Raw genomic sequence first — 24,834 nt, 5'->3', positions numbered from 1 at the left:
TCAGCAAGAACGATGATACTGATATTAGGAGGAACAACAGAAGGCCGTGCCAGTGTGCGCATAGCTGATGAAGGAAGCGGACCTTATTACTATTCCACCAAAGGATCGCTTCAGGAAATAGAATGTGCGCACGGCATCCGACTGACCGGAGGCATGGATACGGCAAGTATGGAAACATTCTGCCGCGAAAACGGCATCCGGTTGCTGATCGATGCCGCCCATCCTTTTGCCACGGCACTACACCAGACTGTGGCAAAGGTATCTTCTTCCCTCCAAATACCGGTTATCCGCTACGAACGGCGTTATCCGCCACGTGACACAGATCTGATCTGGTGCGACAATTACACTGATGCGATCCGTAAATTGGAAGAACAGGGTATACATCGCTTACTGGCATTGACCGGAGTCAACACAATCGCTCCTCTCCGGCCTTGGTGGGAAAAGTACCCTGCCTGGTTCCGTATCCTGAAACGGGAAGAATCGCTCACAATTGCCACCGGACAGGGATTTCCTATAGACCATTTACTTTTCTATCAGAATGAAGACGATGCCGGCGAGATGATGGATCGGTTGCAGCCGGACGCTATCATTACAAAAGAAAGCGGGCAAACCGGTTATTTCATAGAAAAAGTAGCTGCCGCCCGTAAACGTTCCATCCCTGTATTTGTCGTTAAGCGTCCGGTACTTCCCGAAACATTTTATATCGTCTACGGAGAGAACGGATTACGCAAACAAATAGAGCGGTTGCTCCCGGAATTCTATCCTTTGCATCATGGTTATACGACCGGCGCCTGTGCCACAGCTGCTGCCAAAGCAGCATTGATCGCATTACTCAGTAAAAAGATACAGACAGAATCCTCCATCACTTTACCTTCGGGTGAGATGATTACTTTACCTGTTGCAGATACCGTATGGGACGGTGACAGTGCCACTTGTTCGGTCATTAAAGATGCAGGAGACGATCCGGATGTAACGAATGGCTCTAAGATCGTTGCAAGAGTTGCTTTTTCGGAAGAACCGTCTGTTGTTCCTATCCGTTTTATCGCGGGTCCGGGAGTCGGGACAGTTACATTGCCCGGATTAGGCCTTGAAATCGGTGGCCCGGCAATCAACGCGACACCCCGGAAGATGATAACGGAAGAGTTGGCTGCTGTCCTGAAAGAGCACAAGGAATCCATTTCCAATCATAACAATCCGGCAGAAACAGGAACATGCGCACTGACGGTCACTATCTCCGTCCCCGGAGGTGAAGAGTTAGCAGCCAAGACATTTAACCCGAAGCTGGGAATTGTCGGCGGTATCTCCATTATCGGAACATCCGGCATTGTACGTCCGTTCTCTACCGATGCCTTTATCGCATCTATCCGTAAAGAGTCAGAGGTCGCCAAAGCAATCGGTTGTACCACATTAGTCATAAACTCAGGTGCCAAAAGCGAACGCTACCTGAAAACGCGATATCCCGAACTTCCCCCGCAGGCATTTGTCCATTACGGAAATTTCATCGGTGAAACCTTAAAGATCGCCTCCACACTAAACTTTCCTCAGGTAGTCATGGGAATCATGATCGGAAAAGCTGTCAAACTTGCTGAAGGATTCCTCGACACGCACAGCAAGAAGGTTGTTATGAACAAAACCTTCCTGAAAGAAACTGCCAGCGAGGCCGGTTGCCCGGACACCTCCATCCAACAGATCGAAACGATCACGCTGGCACGTGAACTCTGGCAGTTATTCCCTCCGGAAGAACAAACACGCTTCTTCTCTCTTTTATTAAAAAAATGTTACGATCATTGCACCCCACTTCTCCCTCAAGGGAAGTTACTGATACTCCTGATCACAGAAGAAGGAGAGATTTGGAAATAGGATACATTTCCTTATTCCAACGAGATCTCCTTACTTTGAATATAGGACACATTCAGCTGCCCCCCGGCATTTCCGTTACTCTCTTGCAAAGGATGAGTTTTTGCACGGCTGAGCGACAAGGTTCCTTTAGCGGGCAAAGAAGAATTACTGAAACTGATATTGATGGATTTACTGCCTTCGGTACGGTTAAATACACTGTATGATCCTCCACTGTAAGTTACATGCACCTCTACCAGTTCATTCTCTCCTACCGGATCTCCTTCCCAGGTAAGCACAGTCGTTCCTGTTGCTTTGGCAGAAGTAAAAGATTCGGGAATAGCGATCGGTTTCACGTCGTTTATGGAAGCCACATTCGTATAGACACTATCTTTCGCACGCGTAAAGACAAAAGTCATATCATCCAATCCTGAGAATGAATCAGTATAAAAATAAGTACCCACATTATCGAAGTCAGGTGTCTCACCATTGATTGTAATGGAAGCCGGACCATTCAGCCTGATATTGATCCCGGCACTATCCAACTTATTGAAATTGGCTCCGACACGCGTCGTATTATTAGTGACGTCGTAAGCGACACCCAGATTCTGATAGAAGGGAACATCCGCATCGATATCGGGAGCGTCATCGTTATCGCAGGAAGTAAATGCCCATGCAGAGGCCAGAAAGGCAAACAAGAAATACTTTTTCATGACGTTTAATGTTTTAAATTACCTCTATATAACAAACGAAATGAAAAAAGTTTATCCTGTTAACATATTTCAGTTGACAGTTGACAAGTGACAGTTGACAGATTACAGAGATAACAATAACTCCTCGATGGAAGCAACCTCTTTCCTTTGCCTGCCTGAAAAACAAAGAGTGATGGTAGATGTCGCAGTATCACCGGCATCGATCCAATTTTCCGATTCTATTTCAGAGTCGGCATAGATGCCGTTCCGTAAAAGAGCCTTACGCACCATCGCATATTTCTGGCCGCCACCGACAAGGCGGATCTTCTTATCATATTGATTGTCGATGCGGAACAGTCCGGTCTCCATATCGAAGATAATCCCTTTACGGGCAAAAAAGCCGCTCAGATAACCGCTCAATGCCAGGTCTTCAGGCGTACCGGTACTGATCCCTTTCTCCCTATCCATCAGCCAAATTTTATCGGCTATCTGAAGGGCCAGTTCGAGATCATGAGTGGAAAGGAAAATCGTTTTATTGGTGGAACGGGTAAGACTATGTAATAGTTGCATGATCTCAACTTTGCTGGGAAAATCGAGAAAAGCCGTCGGTTCATCGAGAAAGATAACAGGTGTTTCCTGCGCCAGCGCTTTGGCGATCATGACCTTCTGCCGCTCGCCGTCGGAAAGGGTGTGCACCATGCGTGAAGCAAGGTTTTCGATACGGACCAAGGAGATAGATTCTTCTACGATCTGCTTGTCTTCTTTCCCCAGCCGTCCCCAAAAACCGGTGTACGGACTGCGTCCCATCCCGATCAGTTCCCGGACAGTCATGTTACGTATCTCACACTTATCTGTCAGCACCACTCCCACTATTGTGCTAAGCTCCTTGTCACTATAGTCCTGTATATCACGGGACAGTAGTGCTATTTCGCCGGATATACGAGGCTGGAAAGCGGACAAGGTACGTAATAAAGTAGACTTCCCGACGCCGTTAGCACCCAATAGGCAGGTTAATTCACCACTATATATTGTTGTCGTTATATGGCTAGCTACCAGCTTTGTATCATTCTTGGAATGATAGCCGATAGAGAGATCGTTTATCTGAATAGTTGCCTCTTTCATACTCATTCGTTCAGTTCGTTTTTACGTCTGCGGAATAATACGGAAGCAACGACCGGGGCACCGACCAATGCGGTTACCGAGTTGACCGGCAAAGCTCCCTCGAATCCCGGCATACGTGCAATCAGGTTACAAGCCAATGCCAGGGATGCCCCCACAAATAAGACACCGGGCATCAGTATGCGATGATCGGATGTCTGGAAAATGGCACGGCAAAGATGAGGAACAGCAAGTCCCAGGAAGACGATCGGACCACAATAAGCGGTCACGATAGCAGTCAATACACCGGCAGAGGTGATAACGAGCAAGCGTGCCCGTTTGATATTCAGTCCCAGGTTACGGGCATACCCGTCGCCGAGAAGCATCAGGTTCAATGTCTTTATCAATAGAAACGAAAGAGGGATCAGGATAGCCATAATCGCCACGAAAAGCATCATCTGATTACCGGAGACACGTGAGAAACTTCCCAACCCCCAGATTACATAAGCACGGATATCTTCTTCCACACTAAAGAATTTCAATACACCGATTACGGCATTTGCCACATAGCCGATCATCACTCCGATAATCAATAGCGTCACATTCCCTTTTACCTTCTGCGAGACATAAACAATCAGTGCCATGACAGACAAGGAACCGACTATGGCTGCAATGGATAAGGCAATCTCTCCCATAAAACCCAGCTTACTCAACGCCACGCCTCCCAGGCTTCCGCTCAGCAAGACAACGAAGGCGACTCCCATACTTGCACCGGAACTGATACCCAACACAGAAGGTCCCGCTAAAGGGTTACGGAATACGGTTTGCATCTGAAGTCCGCTGATCGCTAATCCGGCTCCGGCTACTAATGCCGTCAAGGCCTGCGGAAAGCGTGATTTCCAGATAATATTCTGCCAGGTGACCGGTTCATCTCCATTGCCGCAGATGATATTCCAAACTGAATGGAAAGGAATCGAAACAGAGCCCAACACCAAATTCAAAAACAGCAACACGACGATCGAGACAAGGATCAAAAGCATCAGGATAGTGTTAGAATACTTCATCGTCCCTATTTATTTAAGTAAATCATAATAGACAGGCGTATGGTCCGGCAGTAGATTCGGGTGGAAGATATGCAATAAATCGCCCAATACAACTTCCGGCTCGGTCGGCATGCTTTCGTAAAAAGGTTTCTCCCGCATATTACAGTAGATTACTCCTTTTTCTTTGAAAGCACGGAAGTCTGCATAACGGGGATCCTGATCTTTCAGTGATTTATAAGTATATGTTCCCGGATAGCTGTTTACGATACGCCAGTAATCGGCTTCATCTGCCTGGTTATAAACCGTCTCGAAGTCGAGCGTCACACCGCCGGAACGATCGTCGTCTTTCAAAAAGTAATCAGCACCGGCATCTTTGAAAAGTTGTGCAAGGAAGCTCTTTCCTCCTACCGCATACCAGTTGCCACCATGTATTTCGCCACTGAACACGATAGGACGTTTCTGCACTTTACCTTCGGCAGTCAGTTCTTTCAGTTCGTTGTAGCGGTTCTCTATAGCAGAGAATTTCTCATTGGCTTCCTGCTCTATCCCGAGTAACAGGCCGACAAACTTAATCCATTCAGCCTGGCCCAGCGGCGTCATTTCTTTATACCCCAGATGAGGAATCAGAGGGATACCGATATCTTTCATCGTCTCGTATCCGCCACGCTTAAAGGGAGAGATCAGGATTAGGTCGGGATTGATACTCATAATCACCTCATTATCGAAATTACCTTCGATCCCGATCTTCGCCGTCTTTCCTTCCTTCAGCTGATTATTGATAGTCTTATTAAACAGATGGCGCGTACTCGTGATACCTACCACCTTATCCTCCGCTCCCAACTTAATGAAATTGGAGAGTTGCAGGGAGGTCATACAAATGGCACTACGCACAGGTGTTTCGATCACCGTATAATCGGCAGGAATACCTTCCGGCTTTGTCCCACGGGGAACCAACGCATACAGGAAATGCGTGCTTTCTTCATTCTGAGGGTCATGTATATCCATCAGGACATAACCATCGGCATAGGTCAACTGAAAACCTTCGGCATATTTAGGTGTGATCTGAACCATCCTATCCGTCGTAATCGTTTGTTGCGACGATGCATTCTCTTTTTCCTGCTGATTTCCTTTCGATGCGCATGATGTAGCCATTAACGCTAACAGGCAGCCACCGACTAAATACTTATTCATATTCTATTTGTTTTTATCCGACACAAACCGTCCAAACCCACGAGGACAATCGTTATGCAAAAAATGGCAGGTCTTCTGACTTACTTCCATCCCGAATGCCTTCCCGATCGCAAAGACCAGTGGCAAAAGGTATTATCAGGATGTTTATAAAGCTTCACAGCAGCGTGGACTGTCCGGGATTCTCACCCGGTTCCCTTTTAATCTGTCTCCATGAACAGGAGTTTTACAGAACCGACTTCGAGCGCAAAAGTAATAAGAAGTTTGCAACTTTACACTATTTTCAGCACATTTGCATCCCAAATAAAAGAACAAGAATAAAATGACTTACCCGATCAGTTTTGTATCATTAGGTCCCGGCGAACCGGAACTTATCACGGTGAAAGGTCTCCGCCAACTCCAGAAAGCAGATATCATCTACTGTCCCGCCACCCGCAACAGGCAAGGCGAAAGCATCTCGCGAGCCGCCGATATCGTACGCGCCCTGGAGATAAGCGAAACAGCCATCCGGTGTTTCATGCTTCCGATGAGTAAAGACCGCACGGAAGCCTGGAAAGCCTACGATGCCCTGTACAACGAAGCTGAAAGTAATTATGCAGAAGGAAAACAGATCGTTATCGTAGCCGAAGGCGATGCCGGTTTTTATTCTTCCATACAATATATATACGACAAATTTACAGCTGCGGGAATCGCTGTTCAGCGCATTGCCGGAATACCGGCCTTCATTGCTGCCGGAGCGCTGGCAGGCTTACATATCGTTAAGCAGGAAGAACAGATCGCCGTCATCCCTGGTACGCCTTCTGCCGACGAATTGAGTGAAAAGATAAACGCGGGATATGTAATCGTTATCATGAAACTTTCACAATGCGTGGAAGCCGTACACGAATGTATCCGCAAGCATCCGCAAACACAATTCCATTACTTTGAAAACGTGGGGACAGAAAAAGAATATTATACATCTGATAAAAAGATCATAACAGACAAGATATACCCCTATTTCTCACTGATGATTATACAATAATCCCCTTCATATTCCGGAGACTGAACGCTTCCGGAAATGAAAGGGATATGTACGGATACTATCTGCTCCGATTATTGTTTTGCAAAAACTATGCAGATTCTACGATGCCACGCAGGCGGTTTACATGATAACGAAGTGACTGAACAGACTCCCAGTTCTGATGACCCGACTTGCATAACTCACGTGCACTTACCAATACACCTGAAATATGGCTGCTGATCTCTTCTATCTTCTTACTCGTCTCATTATAAAGAGATTCCACCTCTTCCGGCGAATAAATAGAAGCAGACTGTGCCAGCGATTCCAGTAATTCCATCTGATAGACTCCGGCCTTGGGGATCAAGTTGCGGACGGCATAGTGATGAAGATCCTGGATTTCCTTTTGCTTGGTCGTATCCCAACCGACACTACTCGTACTTACCGAAGGATCAATCTTTGAAAACATACGGATTCCCAGACAATCAACAATTGTTCTTATCCATGATCCTGTTTCTGCTTCTCTTGAGGCTACACCCGCCAAACTAAATCTCATTGTTACCATAATCAAATCTCCTTAATTACATAAACCGAAGTTTTTAAAACTGTTATATACTTTCTTTTTATCACTATAAACTTGCTGTTAGTTTCATTTTGATATTGTGACAGCGCAAAATTAGGCAAATTATCATACACCACAACCCTTTATCCATATTTTAAAATACTTTAAGACAAAACCTATCCAAATGCATTGATATTGCCAACTGAAGATTACAAATAAATCGAAAAACGCCCACTTTACTTACCAAACAGTCATCGCCACCCTTCTTTTAGTAACTTTTATCAATATAACACCAATAACATGGAGTTATCCGGCTTTAAAACCTTTCATACTATCATTTTGTTATTTAATTAAAAATAATATACTTTTGTTGCCTCTTAAACTTACATAAGCACATGAAATCGGATATAGAAATTGCAAGAGAAGTCTCCCTTCGTAAAATAAAGGAAGTAGCCACAGGTTTGGGTATTCCGCGCGAAGAAGTACAAAACTATGGTCGGTATATCGCCAAAGTGCCCCTTCACCTGATCGATGAAGAGAAAATCAAAGAACATAACCTGATCCTGGTAACAGCTATTACGCCAACCAAAGCAGGTATCGGTAAAACAACCGTATCTATCGGCCTGGCTCTGGGACTGAACAAGATCGGTAAGAAAGCAGTTGCCGCTTTACGTGAACCCTCGCTGGGGCCATGTTTCGGTATGAAAGGTGGAGCAGCCGGAGGCGGATACGCGCAGGTATTGCCGATGGAAAATATCAACTTGCATTTCACAGGCGACTTCCACGCCGTTACATCCGCTCACAATATGATTACAGCCCTGCTGGACAATTATATCTACCAGACACGCCATTCCTGCGAAGGTTTGAAAGAAATCAAATGGAAACGTGTACTCGACGTGAACGACCGCAGCCTGCGTAATATCGTATCCGGCCTGGGTGGTTCGGCCAACGGTGTCCCGACCGAAACCGGATTCGACATCACACCGGCTTCCGAGATGATGGCTATCCTTTGCCTGGCAACCGACCTGGAAGACCTGAAACGCCGCATCGGCAATATCCTGCTGGGATATACGAACGACGACCAGCCATTCACGGTCAACGACCTGGGTGTTGCCGGAGCGATCACTGTATTGCTGAAAGACGCTCTCCTACCCAATCTGGTACAGACAACCGAAAACACACCGGCATTCGTACACGGCGGCCCATTCGCCAACATCGCCCACGGTTGCAACTCGATCATCGCCACGAAAATGGCACTTACATACGGCGACTATGTCATCACAGAAGCCGGATTCGGCGCCGACCTGGGAGCGGAAAAATTCTTCGATATCAAATGCCGCAAAGCCGGATTGAAACCGAAACTGACCGTTATCGTGGCTACCGCACAGAGTTTGAAACTGCACGGCGGTGTTCCTGAAGCACAGATTAAGGAACAAAACATCGAAGGTCTGCGCAACGGTTTTGCCAACCTCGACAAACACGTAGCCAATATGAAACGTTTCGGCCAGGAAGTGATCGTTACTTTCAATCGTTACGCAACCGATACGGACGAAGAAATCGCTCTGGTTGCCGAGCATTGTAAAGAACTGGGTGTCGGTTTCGCTATGAACAGCGTATTCGCAGAAGGTGGAGACGGTGGCGTGGAACTGGCTAAACTGGTAGTAGACACAATTGAAAACAAGCCGTCGGGTCCTCTGAAACTCGTCTACGAAGATACAGACACTGTACGCGATAAGATCAAAAAAGTATCCGAAGATATTTACGGAGCCGCTTCTGTCACCTATACGACACTGGCTGATAAAAAGATCAAGCAGATCGAAAGCCTGGGTATCTCTCATTATCCGATCTGTATCGCCAAGACGCAATATTCATTCTCTTCCGACCCGAAAGCATACGGCGTTGCGAAAAACTTCGAACTGAAGGTTCGTGATATCATCATCAACAATGGTGCCGAAATGATCGTGGTCGTTATGGGTGAGATCATGCGTATGCCGGGACTTCCGAAAGACCCGCAGGCAAAACGGATCGATATCGTCAACGGACTGGTCGAAGGTTTGAGTTAATATAAAGATCATTATTATATGGAAAGAAAGGAGCTTCGTCGGAGTTCCTTTCTTTTTATATCCTTGTTCATCAAATACATCAAACTAACCATCCTTTCAAATATGAAATTATTCCCAACTAATTGTAAGCGTTCAGTACTATATATCTAATAATTTGTTACTTTTGTGGGCGATTTCAAAACATGTACTGAATCTACTAATATCATAAGTCTATGGCAAAAGTAACAAAAGAGGAAGCACTTCGGTATCATTCCGAAGGCAAACCCGGAAAGATCGAAGTCATTCCAACAAAACCCTATAGTACACAGACCGATCTGTCGCTGGCATATTCGCCCGGAGTGGCAGAACCATGCCTGGAAATAGAGAAAAATCCGCTCGATGCTTATAAATATACATCTAAGGGAAACCTGGTAGCTGTCATCTCCAACGGAACAGCCGTTCTGGGATTGGGTAACATAGGTGCACTTGCCGGTAAGCCGGTCATGGAAGGAAAAGGGCTTCTGTTCAAGATATTCGCCGGTATCGATGTGTTCGACATTGAAGTGGACGAAAAAGACCCTGATAAATTCATCGAAACCGTAAAAGCGATCGCCCCTACTTTCGGTGGCATCAACCTGGAAGATATCAAAGCTCCCGAATGCTTCAAGATCGAACAACGCCTGAAGGCGGAACTGGATATTCCGGTTATGCACGACGACCAGCATGGTACGGCGATCATCTCCGGTGCCGGCCTGATCAATGCACTGGAAATAACCGGCAAGAAAATCGAAGACGTAAAGATCGTTGTCAATGGCGCCGGTGCAGCTTCTATCTCCTGTACAAAACTATATGTGATGCTGGGAGCCCGCAAGGAAAACATCATCATGTGCGATAGTAAAGGAGTTATCTCCACTCACCGTACAGACCTGAACGAATCGAAAAAAGAGTTCGCTACGACAAGAGATATCAAAACATTGGAAGAGGCCGTTGTCGGCACAGACGTATTCCTGGGATTATCCGTTGCCAATGTTCTGACACAAGACATGGTTCGCAGCATGAACGAGAACCCGATCGTATTTGCACTGGCAAACCCGAATCCGGAAATCTCTTATGCAGATGCAATGGCTTCACGTGAAGACATCATCTTTGCAACCGGACGTTCGGACTATCCGAACCAGATCAATAATGTACTGGGATTCCCCTATATCTTCCGCGGTGCACTGGATACACACGCCAAAGCGATCAACGAAGAGATGAAACTGGCAGCCGTTCATGCGATCGCCGAACTGGCAAAAGAACCGGTTCCGGATGTTGTCAATGCAGCTTACAAACTAAAACGTACGACTTTCGGACGTGATTATATCCTGCCGAAAGCACTCGACCCCCGCCTGCTGACACGTGTATCCGTTGCTGTAGCCAAAGCGGCTATCGAATCGGGCGTTTCACGAAAGACCATCACCGATTGGGAAGGTTATGCCAACCACCTGCGTGAAATGATGGGCTACGATAACAAGATGCTTCGTTCCTTCACCGACATGGCAAAAGCCAATCCGAAACGAGTGGTATTTGCCGAAGCAAACCACGTCAACATGCTGAAAGCTGCTGTAGAAGCAAAAGCAGAAGGAATCTGTTACCCGATCCTGCTGGGCAACGAAGAACGTCTGGCTAAGATTGCAGAAGAAGAAAACCTGAGCCTGGAAGGTATCGAGATCGTCAACCTGCGTCACGACCGTGAAGAAGAACGCCGCGACCGTTATGCCCGTATCCTGTCTGAAAAGAGAGCACGCGAAGGTGTTACTTTCTCTGAAGCACGCGAAAAGATGGTCGGCCGTAACGCATTCGGTATGATGATGGTAGCGACAGGCGACGCAGATGCATTCGTTACCGGTGTTTACAGCCGCTATTCGGAAGTAACGAAACTGGCTGAAGAAATTATCGGCATCCGTCCTTCATACAAACATTTCGGAGCCATGAACATTATGACTTGCAAGAAAGGTACTTTCTTCATCTCCGATACATTGATCAACCGCCATCCGTCCACAGAAGTGCTGATCGACATCGCCCGTCTTACACACGACGCCGTGAAATTCTTTGCACACGATCCGGTAATGGCTATGTTGTCTTATTCAAACTTCGGTTCCGACAAGCAAGGCAGCCCGCAGAAAGTACATGATGCCATCGATTATCTGCACAAGAACCATCCGGAGATCATGATCGACGGAGAAATGCAGGTAAACTTCGCTCTCGACAAGAAACTACGCGACGAGATGTATCCGTTCAACAAGCTGAAAGGAAAAGATGTCAACGTTTTAGTATTTCCTAATTTAAGTTCTGCCAACAGTGCCTATAAGTTACTGGATGCACTGGGTATCACCGAAACGATCGGCCCGATCCAGATGGGATTGAACAAACCGATCCACTTCACCGACGTAGAAAGCTCTACCCGCGACATCGTCAACCTGACAACAGTTGCTGTCGTAGACGCCATCGTACAGGAACAGATCGAAAAGGGAGAATAAAATCCGATATCAGAAAAATAACCTCAAACAAAGGAGTGTATCCGAAGTTCCGTAAAAGAACTTTAGATACACTTCCTATACATAAAAAGCCATGGATAGAAGAACATTTGTAGGATTGACAGCATCGACTCTACTGGCAGGAACTCCCGACAGTATCAAAGCAAACCTTTTTATGGGAAAAACAGACGAACGTATCACTGTCCGCTTTTTAGGGACAGGTGCTGCCGACTGGGACGGACGGGACGAACGCGGGGAACTACGCCGCTTAACGAGTATCCTTGTGGACGGACATATTCTCATTGATTTCACGCCGACCGACAAAGATATGCTACCTGCCGATTGCCATCCGGAAATCATCTTCTACACACATTCGCACGGCGACCACTACAACCCTTCTGCGGCTCTTAAACTTGGTATCAAACAAGTCTACTTAAGTCAGACCTGGTACGACATAGCAAAAGATGAATTTGAAAAAGCCGCTAAAGAGTTGCATCTGGATCTTCCTGTGATCACTCCTATTTACATCGGACAGCAAATCACGATAGGCGATTTGACTTTTACTCCGCTTCCGGGCAATCACGCAACGGACCATCTCTTTGAACAGGCTCTCATTTATCTGATTGAAAAACAAAGAACGCGTATACTTTACGCTACAGACACATCCGGGCTCACAGCGACGGCAACCCGTTTGATCGGGATCGACGCACATCAGAAGGGAACTCCTATCACCGCCTTGATCATGGAAGCGACAATAGGAATGGGACATGACAGTGACTACCGCCTTTTTACGCACACCAGTGTGGTACAGATCGAACAGATCGTACGTGTCTTAACGGCCACAAAACGTTACACACCGTCCATTGGACAACCTGTCTACCTCACTCATCTTGCACGTACCTTACATGGAACACAAGCCGAATTGGATGCTCACCTTCCTGCACCTTTACGTGCCGCCTACGATGGACTCGAGGTTGTTTTTCAGGCAGACTAAGCAATTCCCAGCAACTCCACTTCAAAGATCAAGGTAGAAAATGCCGGTATCGGACCGGAAGCCCGGTTTCCATAGCCGGAGGTATATGGTATATAAACGACCCATTTATCCCCTACATGCATCTGTTGAAGTGCTATCTGCCATCCTTCTATTACCTGATTCAGCCGGAAAGCCTCCGGACAGTTACGTTCGTATGAATTATCAAATTCACGCCCATCGATCAGAGTTCCCCGGTAATGCACGGAAACAACGTCATCCGGACGGGGAGAAATAGTCCCGCTGCCCGGCTCCGTTACTTTATATAATATCCCCCCTGCCAGTTTCTTTACACCTTCCTGCAAAGCAATTTCTTCCAGAAACAGCAGATTCTGTTCTTTATATTCTTCTTTCCTGTTCTTTGCCATTTTTTCCTTTTTAACGACAAAGATAAGTCATTCTTTAAAACGAGCCTAAACTTCATTTTGCATAACAAGGCAATCGCTCTAAATTAGAAAGATTTGAGCCAATGTTGCAATAATAGAAAATATTGAACCCAAATGACAGGTTTTGTAGGGGCGGGGGTTACCCGCCCTTTGCGACAATAATATAACAACCGATGGAGAAGGGCGGGCAGACCCCGCCCCTACCAACGACACTACATTCAATTTTGATAATTTCTGAATCAAAATTTTCAGAACTCCAACCAGGCATAATCAGATTGTAGGACCAAGAGTTTTGATACTAATTCTATATCGTACAATTAAAGAAATTAAGTTATACGCTGAGTTATACATACCTTATACGCCATATCTATTGAATTTCAATAGACCGAAACAAGTTATAAAACATACCTTATACACATGGACCGGTCTCTCTTTAAATATAGATAGAAGTATCTTTAATATAGAATTTATAATAGGGTATTTTTTCATTTTTTTTCAGTAGAAGTCAAACCGTTCTCTAACGCTCTATTACAAAGTAAATCATTTTCCAAAACATATATGTTTCGTTTGCAAATCATATATGTTTTGTCGTTAAAACACCTATGTTTCGACAGCGGTTGTCAGCGCTTTTTCCAATAAAGAATAACTGTCTTTATTCAGCACTAACCATCCCTATCTGCTCCTATCCGGTAGTCACTTTTCAATTGTACTTACTTTTGTGAGGTTATCGATTATCTGATAAGAACCGAAATAATTTATTTTGGTTCGATTGCTCTATTTAAAGCAAGGTACTCCCCACCCCTCCTTATTATCTCGTGAAAATTAGTCCTTTATTAAACCAAGCATGACTTTTTTATGTTTATGTGTAGAATCTAAACAAAAAAGTTATGCACATAAGTACATGGTGTTATACTGTACTTTGTCTTTTTCTGCCGATAACGCTAATGGCACAGACAAAGCATAAGTACCTCGATCACGCATTACCGGAGGCGTGGCAGGAGAATGACAGTAGTTTCCAACAGACCTTACCCGTAGAAGACAACTGGTGGAAGAATTTTGATGATCCGGTATTGGATTCCCTGATCGATGTAGCCGTGAAGCAGAACTATTCTGTGCAGATGGCCGCCGACCGTATTGCCATGGCAAAAGCCAACCTACGCATACAGCAGGGCAGTTACTCACCTACACTGGGACTTTCGGCCGGATGGACCAGGCAGCAGAGCAGTGGCAACACCAGTAGCCTGCCGCAGACAATTACCCAATACGCCGATGCTTCGCTTTCGATGAGCTGGGAAATAGACGTATTCGGCAGTATCCGCAATCGTGTAAAGGCCCAGAAAGAAAACTTTGCAGCCTCCAAAGAGGAATATAATGCAGTAATGGTGTCTCTTTGCGCCCAGGTCGCATCTGCCTATATCAATTTGCGTGAACTGCAACAGGAAGTCGATGTAGTCACACAAAACTGCCTCTCCCAACAGGCGGTCGTCGAGATTACACAGAAAAGATATGAGACAGGATTGGTTTCAAAACTAGACGTAGCACAGGCCCAGTCCGTCTATTACAGCACCAAAGCCTCACTGCCCATGCTGGAAGCAGGTATCATCCAGTATACAAACGCATTGGCGGTATTGATGGGACTTTATCCGCAGAACGTCAAAGGATTGATCGACACCCCGCGTCCGCTGCCAAACTACATCGAAACAGTCGGAATAGGCTTTCCGGCAAATCTCCTGCTTCGCCGTCCGGATATCCGCTCCGCCGAGCGCCAGGTGAATGCGCAGGCTGCCACACTGGGAGCGTCAAAATCCGATTGGTGGCCACAGGTATTCGTCAAAGGTTCCATCGGATTCGCTTCGCACGACATCGATAAAATAGCCAATCATAACAGTCTGACGTATGAAATCGCACCGGCTATCTCATGGAATTTCTTTCAGGGAGGTAAATTGGCACAGGCAACGCGCCTGGCAAAAGCCCAACTGGACGAGACGATCAAGCAGTTCAATGAAACCGTCCTCTCTTCCGTACAGGAAGTCGATAATGCGATGAGTTCGTATAAAAATTCGATCAAACAGATCGTCGCTCTCCGCGAGGTGGTCAATCAGGGTAAGCAGACACTCGATCTGTCGCTCGACCTGTACAAACAGGGACTGACCCCATTCCAGAACGTGCTGGATGCCCAACGCTCGTTACTCACCTACGAAAATCAGCTGACACAGGCTAAAGGCAGTTCACTTCTTCATCTGATCCAGCTCTATCAGGCACTGGGCGGCGGCTGGAACCAGGAATAACTTCTTTATCTCACGAAGTCGAGAGAAAGAGACGACCAATAAAACTAAAAAACGCAAATATGAATACGACAATTAAAATCACCCTGATCGCCCTGTCATCCCTCCTGATGGCATCGTGCAAAGGGAAAAAGCAACCGACGGAGGCCCCGGCTCCTTCCATCAGTGTAACAACACCGGAAGTCAAGGATATTACGCTGACAAAAGATTATCCCGGTTATCTGAGCTCCGAGTTAATGGTAAACCTGGTTGCCCGGGTAAACGGATATCTTCAGACCTCGCACCTGGTAGCAGGCAGCAAAGTCCGGAAAGGCGATCTGATCTTCGTGATCGAACCCGATACCTATAAAGATAATGTAGTACAGGCAGAAGCGGCACTCAAAACCTCCAAAGCGCAACTCGATTATGCCCGAAGCAATTATGAGCGGATGAAAGAAGCGGCTAAAAGCGGAGCTGTCAGCCAGATCCAGGTCTTGCAGGCTCAATCGACCGTAGCCGAAATGGAAGCCTCCGTACGCAATGCGGAAGCCGGGTTGAACACCGCCCGAACCAATCTGAGCTATTGCTATATCCGCGCTCCGTTCGACGGACGGATCACACGCGCTAACTACGATATAGGCAACTACATCAATGGTTCGGTTCAACCCGTCACGCTGGCTACTTTATATAAAGACGACCTGATGTATGTAAACTTCAACATCGAGGACAACCAGTTTATGAAGATGATGATCACGGCTGCCCAAAACGACTCCACCGTGAAATTGCCCGAAACAATCTCCGTACACCTGGGAGAAAACGGACGTCAGAACTACACAGGCCGACTGGATTACCTTTCTCCCAATGTAGACCTCTCGACCGGGACACTGAATGTCCGCGCCAATCTCGATAACAAGGACGGGGAACTGAAAAGCGGATTATACGTCACCATCACCCTCCCTTACAGCGAAAAGAAAGACGCCGTCCTGGTGCGCGATGCCTCCATCGGTACCGACCAGCTGGGAAAATACCTTTATATCGTCAATGATTCCAATATCGTACGATACCGCCATATAGAGCCGGGACAACTGGTAGACGACACGCTTCGGCAGGTCATCAGCGGGATCGAACCGAACGAACGTTACGTCACCACCGCTTTATTGAAAGTAAGGGACGGAATGAGTATTACCCCCATAAAATAAGAACGTCATGGTAAAATTCTTTATAAACAGACCGATCTTTGCCACCGTTCTTGCCCTGATCATTGTGGTAGCGGGATTAGTCACACTCAACGTATTACCCATCGCCCAATATCCGGATATCACGCCACCTACCGTACAGGTCTCGGCCGTTTATCCGGGGGCGGATGCACAAACGGTCTCACAGACCGTCGGATTACCGATCGAACAACAGGTGAACGGTGTGGACGGAATGCTCTATATGAGTTCCAATTCCTCCAGCTCTGGTGCCTATTCACTGACCATCACATTCGCAGTCGGTACGGATATCGACATGGCGACCGTCATGGTACAGAACCGTGTCAGTATCGCGCAAAGCAGCCTTCCGGAAGCCGTGATCGTACAGGGTATCACGACTCGCAAACAATCGTCAAACATTGTGATGATGCTTTCACTGACCTCTAAAGATCCCCTCTATGACGGGCTTTATCTGAGCAATTATGCCAGCCTGAATCTGACCGACCAGCTGGCCCGCCTGCCGGGAGTCGGTTCCGTGAATGTCATGGGAGCCGGTAGTTACAGTATGCGTATCTGGCTCGATCCCGAAGTCATGCGTATCCGTAACCTGACGCCCGATATGGTCTTTCAGGCCATATCTACGCAGAACAGGCAGGTATCCGCCGGTTATGTCGGGCAACCGATCGCGCAGGCAAACAATCCTTACCAATATACCCTTACTGTAAAAGGTCGCCTGACCACTCCGGAAGAGTTCGGAAATATCATCATACGGACTGAACAAGGCGGCAAAATACTCCGCCTGAAAGATATCGCCCGTACTGAGCTGGGCAGTTCCTCTTACAATGTGACCTCCCAGCTAAAAGGGCAACAGGCGGCAGCGATTGCCATCTACCAGTTACCGGGTTCCAACTCGCTGGAAGTATCCAAAGCCGTACGGGCGAAAATGGAAGAAATAGCCGCTACCCTGCCGCAAGGTGTTGAGTATAATGTAACACTCGACACGACGGAAGTCATAAACGCCTCCATCGACGAAGTATTAGTAACCTTCCTGGAGACAACTGCATTGGTCGTCCTGGTTATCTTCCTGTTCCTCCAAAACTTCCGGGCAGTAATCATTCCTTGCCTCACCATCCCTGTTTCATTGATAGGAACACTGGCTGTAATGGGAGCGCTGGGATTCTCGGTAAACACCTTGACATTGTTCGGGTTGATACTGGCTATTGCCATTGTGGTGGATGATGCGATCGTGGTCGTCGAGAACTCGTCGCGATATATGGACACGGGGAAATATACGGCACGCGAAGCGGTGACCAAAGCGATGGGCGAGATTGTCGGACCGATCGTCGGCGTCGTGCTGGTCTTATTGGCCGTATTCATCCCGACGACCTTTATTGGCGGTATCTCCGGGCAGCTTTACAAACAATTCGCCCTGACCATCGCAGCCGCAACCGTATTGAGCGGTATCAACTCACTGACGTTGACGCCGGCTCTCTGTGCCTTGTTCCTGCAAGTCACCAAAGATCCGACCTTTTTCGTATTCAAAGCATTCAATAAAGTATATGACAAAACACAAAAGGTTTACGATGATGTGGTTGATCGCATGCTGAAACATCAGATCGTCACACTGGTCATCTTCCTGATCGTCTCAGCCGCAGCAGCCATTCTGTTCATGCGCTGGCCATCGACTTTCATTCCGGAAGAAGATGACGGCTATTTCCTGGTTTCAACCCAGTTGCCTCCGGCAGCCAGTCTGCCCCGTACTCAGGAAGTAAGCCGGAAGATCAACAAGATACTCGACAGTTATCCGGAAGTCAAAACCTATATGGGCATCAGCGGTTTCTCCGTGATGGGAGGCGGCGAATTATCAAATGCCGGAACCTATTTTGTCGTACTGAAAAACTGGAATGAACGGAAAGGGAAAGGTCATACGGCACAAGATGTCGTCACCCGCTTCAACCGGGAAGCCTACGGTATCCAGGAAGCGCAGATATTTGCCCTGGTCCCTCCTGCCATCCCTGGCCTGGGTGCTTCCGGCGGCCTGCAACTGCAACTGGAAGACCGCAAGAACCTGGGACCGACCGAAATGCAGCATGCCATCGAAACATTGCTGGAAACCTATCATACCAAGCCTCAGCTCCTGAGTTTATCCAGTATGTATCAGGCCAATGTGCCACAATACCGACTGAACATAGACCGCGATAAAGTACAGTTGCTGGGATTACAATTGAGCGATGTCTTCTCGACATTAAGTTATTACATGGGAGCTGCCTATGTAAATGACTTTGTCGAGTTCGGACGCATCTACCAGGTGAAGATCGAAGCCAGCGGACAAGCTCAGAAAGTGATCGACGACGTTATGCGGTTAAGCCTGGAGAACAGCGCAGGTAAAATGGTTCCTTTCTCCGCCTTTACAGAAGCCGTACAACAATTGGGACTGGACCAGATCAACCTGTATAATATGTATTCCTCCGCCTCCATCACCTGTATCGCTAATCCGAAATACAGTTCCGGAGAAGCCATACAGGCCATGGAAGAACTGATACAGGAACAACTGGGTGATAATTTCGGTTACGAATGGACCTCCGTCGCCTATCAGGAAACAAAAGCCGGATCGACTACGATCCTAATCTTCGGTATGGCATTACTGGTTGCCTTCCTCGTACTTTCGGCACAATACGAAAGCTGGACAAGCCCGCTGGCAGCCATTCTGGGATTGCCTATCGCATTGTTGGGTGCTATTCTGGGTTGCTTCATCATGGGTGTACCTGTCAGCGTCTATACTCAGATCGGTATTATCCTGCTGATAGCCCTCTCCGCAAAGAACGGTATCCTGATCGTCGAGTTTGCCCGCGACTACCGTGCCGCAGGTAATTCCATCCGCGAATCGGCTCTTGAAGCCGGACACGTCCGCCTGCGCCCGATCCTGATGACTTCGTTCGCTTTCGTGTTGGGCGTTATGCCGTTGCTGTTCGCTACCGGAGCCGGAGCCGCCAGCCGTGTCTCATTGGGTGCAGCCGTTGTATTCGGTATGGCGATCAATACGATCTTCGCTACCGCTTTCATCCCTAGCTTTTACGAATGGATGCAAACCATTCAGGAAAAGTGGCTGGATAAATCGTCACCCGACAGCTCCGGGGGAAAGAAGTGAACCTTTCAGATCGTATTAGGGGATGCAGATGACGCAGAAAGCGCAGACGCTCGCAGACTTTTTATTTTCTTTTAAACAATAATTTATCTGCGTTTACTCTGCGTTTTCTGCGTCATCTGCGTCCCCTAATACAAACTATTAATAAATAGCTCCTATATACCTATCAAAATTACCTATTTGATTTCTGTTTAATAACATTTTACTTTTGTTCAGTAATCGAAAACAAATCGCGTATAAGGTTGGTTACATTAATATTCAAGGTAAGATGTTGTCGACTTTATACAAATAAAAAATTTATTTATGGAGAACAAAAAGCTAACAGCTGCCAACGGTCGCCCCGTTGCAGACAATCAGAATTCACAGACAGTAGGTCCGCGTGGACAAATGGTATTACAAGACCCCTGGTTTTTAGAGAAACTGGCCCATTTCGACCGCGAAGTTATTCCCGAAAGACGTATGCATGCCAAAGGATCCGGAGCATTTGGTACTTTTACTGTGACACACGACATTACTAAATACACAAAGGCTGTGATCTTTAGTGAAGTCGGTAAAAAGACAGACTGCTTCGTTCGCTTCTCTACCGTTGCCGGTGAACGCGGAGCGGCAGATGCTGAACGCGATATTCGTGGTTTTGCCATGAAGTTTTATACAGAAGAAGGCAACTGGGATTTAGTCGGAAACAATACACCGGTATTTTTCCTGCGCGATCCGTTAAAATTCCCCGACCTTAACCACGCCGTCAAAAGAGATCCGAAAACAAACCTGCGCAGCGCAAACAATAACTGGGATTTCTGGACATTGCTTCCGGAAGCATTACATCAGGTTACCATTACCATGAGTTCCCGCGGTATCCCCTATTCTTATCGCCACATGCACGGTTTCGGTAGCCATACATATAGCTTTATCAATGCTAAGAACGAACGTATCTGGGTAAAGTTCCACCTGAGGACATTACAGGGGATCAAGAACCTGACTGACCAGGAAGCAGAAGCGATCATCGCAAAAGATCGCGAATCGCATCAGCGTGACCTGTTTGAAAGCATTGAAAAAGGTGATTTCCCTAAATGGAAATTCCAGATCCAGCTAATGACGGAAGAACAGGCAGAAAACTACCGTATCAATCCGTTCGACCTGACAAAGGTATGGCCGCACGGCGATTTCCCGCTGCACGACGTTGGTATCCTCGAACTGAACCGTAACCCGGAAAACTATTTCGCAGATGTGGAACAAGCAGCCTTCAACCCGATCAACACGATAGAAGGTATCGGTTTCTCTCCGGACAAAATGCTTCAGGGACGTCTGTTTTCTTACGGAGATGCACAGCGTTATCGCCTGGGCGTGAACTCTGAACAAATACCGGTAAACAAACCTCGTTGTCCTTTCCATGCTTACCATCGCGACGGAGCCATGCGCGTAGACGGCAACTACGGTGCAGCAAAAGGATACGAACCGAATAGCTACGGCGAATGGCAGGATTCTCCCGAAAAGAAAGAACCGCCTTTGAAAGCCAACGGCGATATCTACAATTACAACGAACGTGAATACGATGACGATTATTACAGCCAGCCGGGTGCTCTGTTCCGCCTGATGCCAGCCGACGAACAACAGGTTCTGTTCGAAAATACTGCCCGTCAGATCGGTGGAGCCGAATTGTTCATCCAGCAACGTCACGTACGCAACTGTTACAAAGCCGATCCTGCCTATGGCAAAGGTGTTGCCGATGCACTGGGCATCAGCTTGGAAGATGCTTTGAAGGAAACAAGATAGTATAAGTACCCCCTTGATAAATTCTGTTCAAAAAGAGAATGCCTACAATACCGGAAGGTAAAGAGGCATTCTTCTTTTTTGGATAATTACATACCTACATCACTCTTTCACACACCGAACAGAAAACCCTTCCATAGAAGCAATCGACAAATAAGTATCAAAAACAAACTTACTAGAATAATAGCCAGTTGCCAAATACCACATCTGATTGCTATTCATCGTACTTGACCATAGATTAAATTCTCCGCCTGTACCGATAAGCTCCCCTCCCCGCGTTTGTCCACTACGAGATCCGGATGAAGGAATGAAAATAGAGGCATAGTTATAAGGATTGTAAACAAGCATACCCGCATAACCAATATTTGTTTCATCTCCCACCATAGTTGGAATACGGTAAGTTGTTCCATTTACTGTTTCCGACATATAAATATTAAAACCCTCGTTGGATCTCCCTTGCGTATTTGGGATACGTATAGGTTTTCTGTCAAAATAACCATCTGCAATATATCCACGAAGCATATTACCATAATCAGAAGTCGCTACGCCATTTTGGGGATATAACCAAAAAGACTGACGCATCTCCGATCCCTCTATATAACCGGCATTACCATTCACTCCATCGGCCGGCCGGCGATAACCGGATGGACAAACGTTCCTTGCATCACTATAATCTCCGGTTGAAGAATTATTACTCCAACCGACCTCACTGGCAGTACCGACAGGATAATATGCCACATTCGAATTACCTTGAAAAAAATAACCACCCATAGAAGGGTATGAAGTATAAATTCCTCCATTTTGTACAACCTCTACTTTTTTTGCACCTCCCTTCACTGTAATATTATAAGGCTGTATCTTTACAGCTTTAGGACGTCTTGATAACACGACAGTTCCGCTATTTTCATCCGTTACAGGATCATACGGACGCATCAGATAATCAGGTTCTTCCCCCTGCCGTACATAGATCAGGTGAGTTCCTCCCGAATGAATGAAAGCTATCAATCCATAACGGGGAGCTGTTTCCTGACTACTCAATGTACTTTTCAAACCCACACGAAAATAGATATTGTCAGCTGTTCCTGTGACCAATGATTTACCTTTCTGATTCTCTGTGAAACAACAATTAGCCTCAATTGCTTCATCTGTAGAATACAGAGGTTCTTCCGGATCATAGCTTGTAGGATTATCCGGGTCATCCCAACCATACGGGTTTAGGGATATTTTGCTATCATTACTCTTATCTGTATCTAACTCTATAAAATCCTGCCCTACAATAACAACTGCAGTCCATTTTTTTGTCCGGTCTTTTTCAAAAGAACGGATACGAATAATACGTTCAGCCTTTTGATTCCAACGATGGAAAGTTCCGACAAAAGTATAAGGCCGTATTTGGGCTAATCCGGTATAAACATCCAGTTTTTCCTGATGAAACATCACTTTAGTCCGGCCATCATCCTTAGAACTTGCGACATAAAACTCTCCGTCACGCTCAGATACACTATTATTATATCCTACATTGGCTGAAACAAGGGCATATAGCTTACCTGTACGACTCTCATAAGATTCATTTCCGTTGTCTGTTCCATATTTTCCGGAATCATCTCCGAAAAGCACCTTATCTTTCATTTCCATGGCCCTGTTGCCAATCGTTACATTTTCAAACGACATTTCTTCCGGTACGGCAGGCAAAGTGCTGCGACGAATAACTTTTACCACTTTACTTAAATTGCCTATCCGGAAAATAAGGGAGCCTTCCGTCAAGTCCGGCGAACAGTTTATCTTTATCGGCTTATCTTTTGTCTCCGTAAGAGCCAATGATTGAGTCGTTTTGCCATCGCTAAAAGTCAATCCATTACCAGAAGTTGTCACAGAGCCTTCCCCCCAGGCGGTTACCCCATCAGTCGGAACGGTATAACTAACATTTACTGCTTCCACATCCCTACGTATTCCACTTTTTATATTATCGTATAAAATCAAAGTACTATTTGAAACACCCAGATACTGTTCCCCGTTAGAAACTATATCATGCGAATTCAAATCAGTAACATCAATATTAAACTGAATATCCCGGTTTGATGCCGGATTTTTCATTGCATCTGCAGCGGTAGCATAACCGGCTGAAGATATCTTTTGAATATTTATTTTATAGTAGGTATTGCGTTCTATCGGCAAATATTGTTGATTACTACTCCCTGCTTCTTTCTTCCATATATTTAACCGATGATATCCGGGAACACCATCATATTCCCCTTTGATAATAACAAATACACCTTCATCATCTTTTTTTACCGGTGCCTCGAAAAGATATAACGGTTCGGTTTCTTTTGAGTCTTTAGGCACACCGCGCATCATATATTCCGGAGAATATGTATTACCGGAAACAACACCTGCGTACGAAGCTCGGCCTATGTTTTCTATCTGTTGGTTATTGGGAAAGACATATCCTTCAAGTGGAGCATTTCCCATATTAGCTCCCAATAATGTATAATGATCATTTCCAGAGTTATTTATTACTGTAACTTTTGCTGTGGAAGGACTTAATTCAAAAGAAAGGGTTGTTGGATCAGAACTATCATACGACTCAGGTTCTGAAACCATTGGAGGAAAAGAAGGGTCTGCTATTATGTAATCCTTTCCTTCAACTTTCGCCGTCGATAACTTTATCTTCAATGCCTCCTGTAGCTCTCCTAATGTTGTAATTCCACCCAGTTGCTGCCCTGACAGATAAGAAGCTATATTGGCAAAAACATACATCTTTCCTTTCAGATTTTCATCTTTTAAATCCGCTCTGTACGTATTATCTCCTACCGAGTTAGCTTCTGACGATGCCAGAATCCTTGCATCACCAGGATCTGCTTCATCTTTAACAACCACAACATAGACACTATTTATCCCTCCGGATCTATTTTCTCCGGCACGTGTATCCATTACTTCTTCATCAGCCATAACAATCGTAAAACGTAACTGCACATCTTTTACGCCTGGTTTTACCAACTGCTCATCCACACATGAACTGAGAAAAAACAGATAGATAAACCACACCAGCCCCAAAAACAAATGTTTCATATCCTT

Annotated in this window: 16 protein-coding genes and 1 riboswitch; of the genes, 9 read left to right on the top strand and 7 right to left on the bottom strand. The window is 46.2% G+C overall.

Translation table 11 applies throughout. The features are described from left to right. Nucleotides 1-12: 12 nt before the first annotated feature. A complete protein-coding gene (gene cbiD / locus IEY67_RS03385) occupies nt 13-1,860 on the top strand; it encodes a cobalt-precorrin-5B (C(1))-methyltransferase CbiD (RefSeq protein WP_183669761.1) in 1,848 nt (615 codons plus the stop codon). Nucleotides 1,861-1,871: 11 nt separating this feature from the next. On the opposite strand, the gene IEY67_RS03380 is transcribed toward cbiD, so the two are convergent. The 4 genes from IEY67_RS03380 to IEY67_RS03365 form a co-directional block, all read right to left on the bottom strand. Continuing rightward, nucleotides 1,872-2,549, bottom strand: a complete 678-nt coding sequence (locus IEY67_RS03380) for a hypothetical protein (protein ID WP_183669759.1) — start codon at nt 2,547-2,549, stop codon at nt 1,872-1,874. Nucleotides 2,550-2,651: 102 nt separating this feature from the next. Next, nucleotides 2,652-3,650, bottom strand: coding sequence for an ABC transporter ATP-binding protein (locus tag IEY67_RS03375; RefSeq protein WP_122352850.1), 999 nt, complete (start codon nt 3,648-3,650; stop codon nt 2,652-2,654). Nucleotides 3,651-3,652: 2 nt separating this feature from the next. Beyond that, entirely contained in the window at nt 3,653-4,690 is a 1,038-nt protein-coding gene (locus tag IEY67_RS03370) for an iron chelate uptake ABC transporter family permease subunit (protein ID WP_183669757.1), read from the bottom strand. Nucleotides 4,691-4,699: 9 nt separating this feature from the next. Further along, nucleotides 4,700-5,860 carry an ABC transporter substrate-binding protein gene (locus tag IEY67_RS03365; protein ID WP_183669755.1) on the bottom strand — a complete coding sequence of 387 codons (1,161 nt, stop codon included), beginning with the start codon at nt 5,858-5,860 and terminating at the stop codon, nt 4,700-4,702. A gap of 48 nt (nt 5,861-5,908) precedes the next feature. Then, a riboswitch (cobalamin riboswitch) is annotated at nt 5,909-6,112 on the bottom strand. Between the two features lie 67 nt (nt 6,113-6,179). Here IEY67_RS03365 and cobI point away from each other — a divergent pair. Then, nucleotides 6,180-6,878 carry a precorrin-2 C(20)-methyltransferase gene (gene cobI, locus IEY67_RS03360; RefSeq protein WP_183669753.1) on the top strand — a complete coding sequence of 233 codons (699 nt, stop codon included), beginning with the start codon at nt 6,180-6,182 and terminating at the stop codon, nt 6,876-6,878. A gap of 88 nt (nt 6,879-6,966) precedes the next feature. On the opposite strand, the gene IEY67_RS03355 is transcribed toward cobI, so the two are convergent. Continuing rightward, entirely contained in the window at nt 6,967-7,419 is a 453-nt protein-coding gene (locus tag IEY67_RS03355; protein ID WP_183669751.1) for a hypothetical protein, read from the bottom strand. Nucleotides 7,420-7,811: 392 nt separating this feature from the next. On the opposite strand from IEY67_RS03355, the gene IEY67_RS03350 reads away from it, so the two are divergent. The 3 genes from IEY67_RS03350 to IEY67_RS03340 all read left to right on the top strand — a co-directional run bounded on the left by IEY67_RS03350 (nt 7,812) and on the right by IEY67_RS03340 (nt 12,968). Further along, the gene (locus IEY67_RS03350; RefSeq protein ID WP_183669749.1) at nt 7,812-9,479 is read left to right on the top strand and encodes a formate--tetrahydrofolate ligase; all 1,668 of its coding nucleotides are present in this window, start codon (nt 7,812-7,814) and stop codon (nt 9,477-9,479) included. A 212-nt stretch (nt 9,480-9,691) separates the two neighbouring features. After that, the gene (locus IEY67_RS03345) at nt 9,692-11,977 is read left to right on the top strand and encodes an NADP-dependent malic enzyme (protein WP_122376062.1); all 2,286 of its coding nucleotides are present in this window, start codon (nt 9,692-9,694) and stop codon (nt 11,975-11,977) included. A 91-nt stretch (nt 11,978-12,068) separates the two neighbouring features. After that, entirely contained in the window at nt 12,069-12,968 is a 900-nt protein-coding gene (locus tag IEY67_RS03340) for an MBL fold metallo-hydrolase (RefSeq protein WP_183669747.1), read from the top strand. Here IEY67_RS03340 and bamJ read toward each other — a convergent pair. Continuing rightward, nucleotides 12,965-13,372, bottom strand: coding sequence for a BamJ family beta-barrel-assembly machinery protein (gene bamJ, locus IEY67_RS03335; protein ID WP_122376060.1), 408 nt, complete (start codon nt 13,370-13,372; stop codon nt 12,965-12,967). The genes IEY67_RS03340 and bamJ overlap by 4 nt on opposite strands. Before the next feature lie 905 nt (nt 13,373-14,277). Between bamJ and IEY67_RS03330 the strand changes: the two genes are divergently transcribed. The 4 genes from IEY67_RS03330 (at nt 14,278) to IEY67_RS03315 (ending at nt 21,762) form a co-directional block, all read left to right on the top strand. Beyond that, the gene (locus IEY67_RS03330) at nt 14,278-15,678 is read left to right on the top strand and encodes an efflux transporter outer membrane subunit (protein ID WP_183669745.1); all 1,401 of its coding nucleotides are present in this window, start codon (nt 14,278-14,280) and stop codon (nt 15,676-15,678) included. 59 nt (nt 15,679-15,737) lie between these two features. Continuing rightward, a complete protein-coding gene (locus IEY67_RS03325; protein ID WP_183669743.1) occupies nt 15,738-16,853 on the top strand; it encodes an efflux RND transporter periplasmic adaptor subunit in 1,116 nt (371 codons plus the stop codon). A 7-nt stretch (nt 16,854-16,860) separates the two neighbouring features. Continuing rightward, the gene (locus tag IEY67_RS03320; RefSeq protein WP_122376057.1) at nt 16,861-19,995 is read left to right on the top strand and encodes an efflux RND transporter permease subunit; all 3,135 of its coding nucleotides are present in this window, start codon (nt 16,861-16,863) and stop codon (nt 19,993-19,995) included. A 300-nt stretch (nt 19,996-20,295) separates the two neighbouring features. Further along, a complete protein-coding gene (locus tag IEY67_RS03315; protein WP_183669741.1) occupies nt 20,296-21,762 on the top strand; it encodes a catalase in 1,467 nt (488 codons plus the stop codon). A gap of 99 nt (nt 21,763-21,861) precedes the next feature. On the opposite strand, the gene IEY67_RS03310 is transcribed toward IEY67_RS03315, so the two are convergent. Continuing rightward, entirely contained in the window at nt 21,862-24,828 is a 2,967-nt protein-coding gene (locus tag IEY67_RS03310; RefSeq protein WP_183669739.1) for a hypothetical protein, read from the bottom strand. Between the last annotated feature and the right edge of the window lie 6 nt (nt 24,829-24,834).

It is taken from the genome of Parabacteroides faecis (assembly GCF_014647375.1).
GTDB classification, from domain to species: Bacteria; Bacteroidota; Bacteroidia; order Bacteroidales; family Tannerellaceae; genus Parabacteroides; species Parabacteroides faecis.
Note: the sequence above shows the minus strand (reverse complement) of the source record. Positions and strands in the feature narration are given on the sequence as shown.

Coding starts and splice junctions, on each gene's coding strand:
- bamJ (WP_122376060.1), bottom strand. CDS start 13,372: ATGGCAAAGAACAGGAAAGAAGAATATAAAGAACAGAATCTGCTGTTT.
- cobI (WP_183669753.1), top strand. CDS start 6,180: ATGACTTACCCGATCAGTTTTGTATCATTAGGTCCCGGCGAACCGGAA.
- IEY67_RS03350 (WP_183669749.1), top strand. CDS start 7,812: ATGAAATCGGATATAGAAATTGCAAGAGAAGTCTCCCTTCGTAAAATA.
- IEY67_RS03370 (WP_183669757.1), bottom strand. CDS start 4,690: ATGAAGTATTCTAACACTATCCTGATGCTTTTGATCCTTGTCTCGATC.
- IEY67_RS03310 (WP_183669739.1), bottom strand. CDS start 24,828: ATGAAACATTTGTTTTTGGGGCTGGTGTGGTTTATCTATCTGTTTTTT.
- IEY67_RS03320 (WP_122376057.1), top strand. CDS start 16,861: ATGGTAAAATTCTTTATAAACAGACCGATCTTTGCCACCGTTCTTGCC.
- cbiD (WP_183669761.1), top strand. CDS start 13: ATGATACTGATATTAGGAGGAACAACAGAAGGCCGTGCCAGTGTGCGC.
- IEY67_RS03375 (WP_122352850.1), bottom strand. CDS start 3,650: ATGAAAGAGGCAACTATTCAGATAAACGATCTCTCTATCGGCTATCAT.
- IEY67_RS03365 (WP_183669755.1), bottom strand. CDS start 5,860: ATGAATAAGTATTTAGTCGGTGGCTGCCTGTTAGCGTTAATGGCTACA.
- IEY67_RS03340 (WP_183669747.1), top strand. CDS start 12,069: ATGGATAGAAGAACATTTGTAGGATTGACAGCATCGACTCTACTGGCA.
- IEY67_RS03355 (WP_183669751.1), bottom strand. CDS start 7,419: ATGGTAACAATGAGATTTAGTTTGGCGGGTGTAGCCTCAAGAGAAGCA.
- IEY67_RS03315 (WP_183669741.1), top strand. CDS start 20,296: ATGGAGAACAAAAAGCTAACAGCTGCCAACGGTCGCCCCGTTGCAGAC.
- IEY67_RS03325 (WP_183669743.1), top strand. CDS start 15,738: ATGAATACGACAATTAAAATCACCCTGATCGCCCTGTCATCCCTCCTG.
- IEY67_RS03345 (WP_122376062.1), top strand. CDS start 9,692: ATGGCAAAAGTAACAAAAGAGGAAGCACTTCGGTATCATTCCGAAGGC.
- IEY67_RS03380 (WP_183669759.1), bottom strand. CDS start 2,549: ATGAAAAAGTATTTCTTGTTTGCCTTTCTGGCCTCTGCATGGGCATTT.
- IEY67_RS03330 (WP_183669745.1), top strand. CDS start 14,278: ATGCACATAAGTACATGGTGTTATACTGTACTTTGTCTTTTTCTGCCG.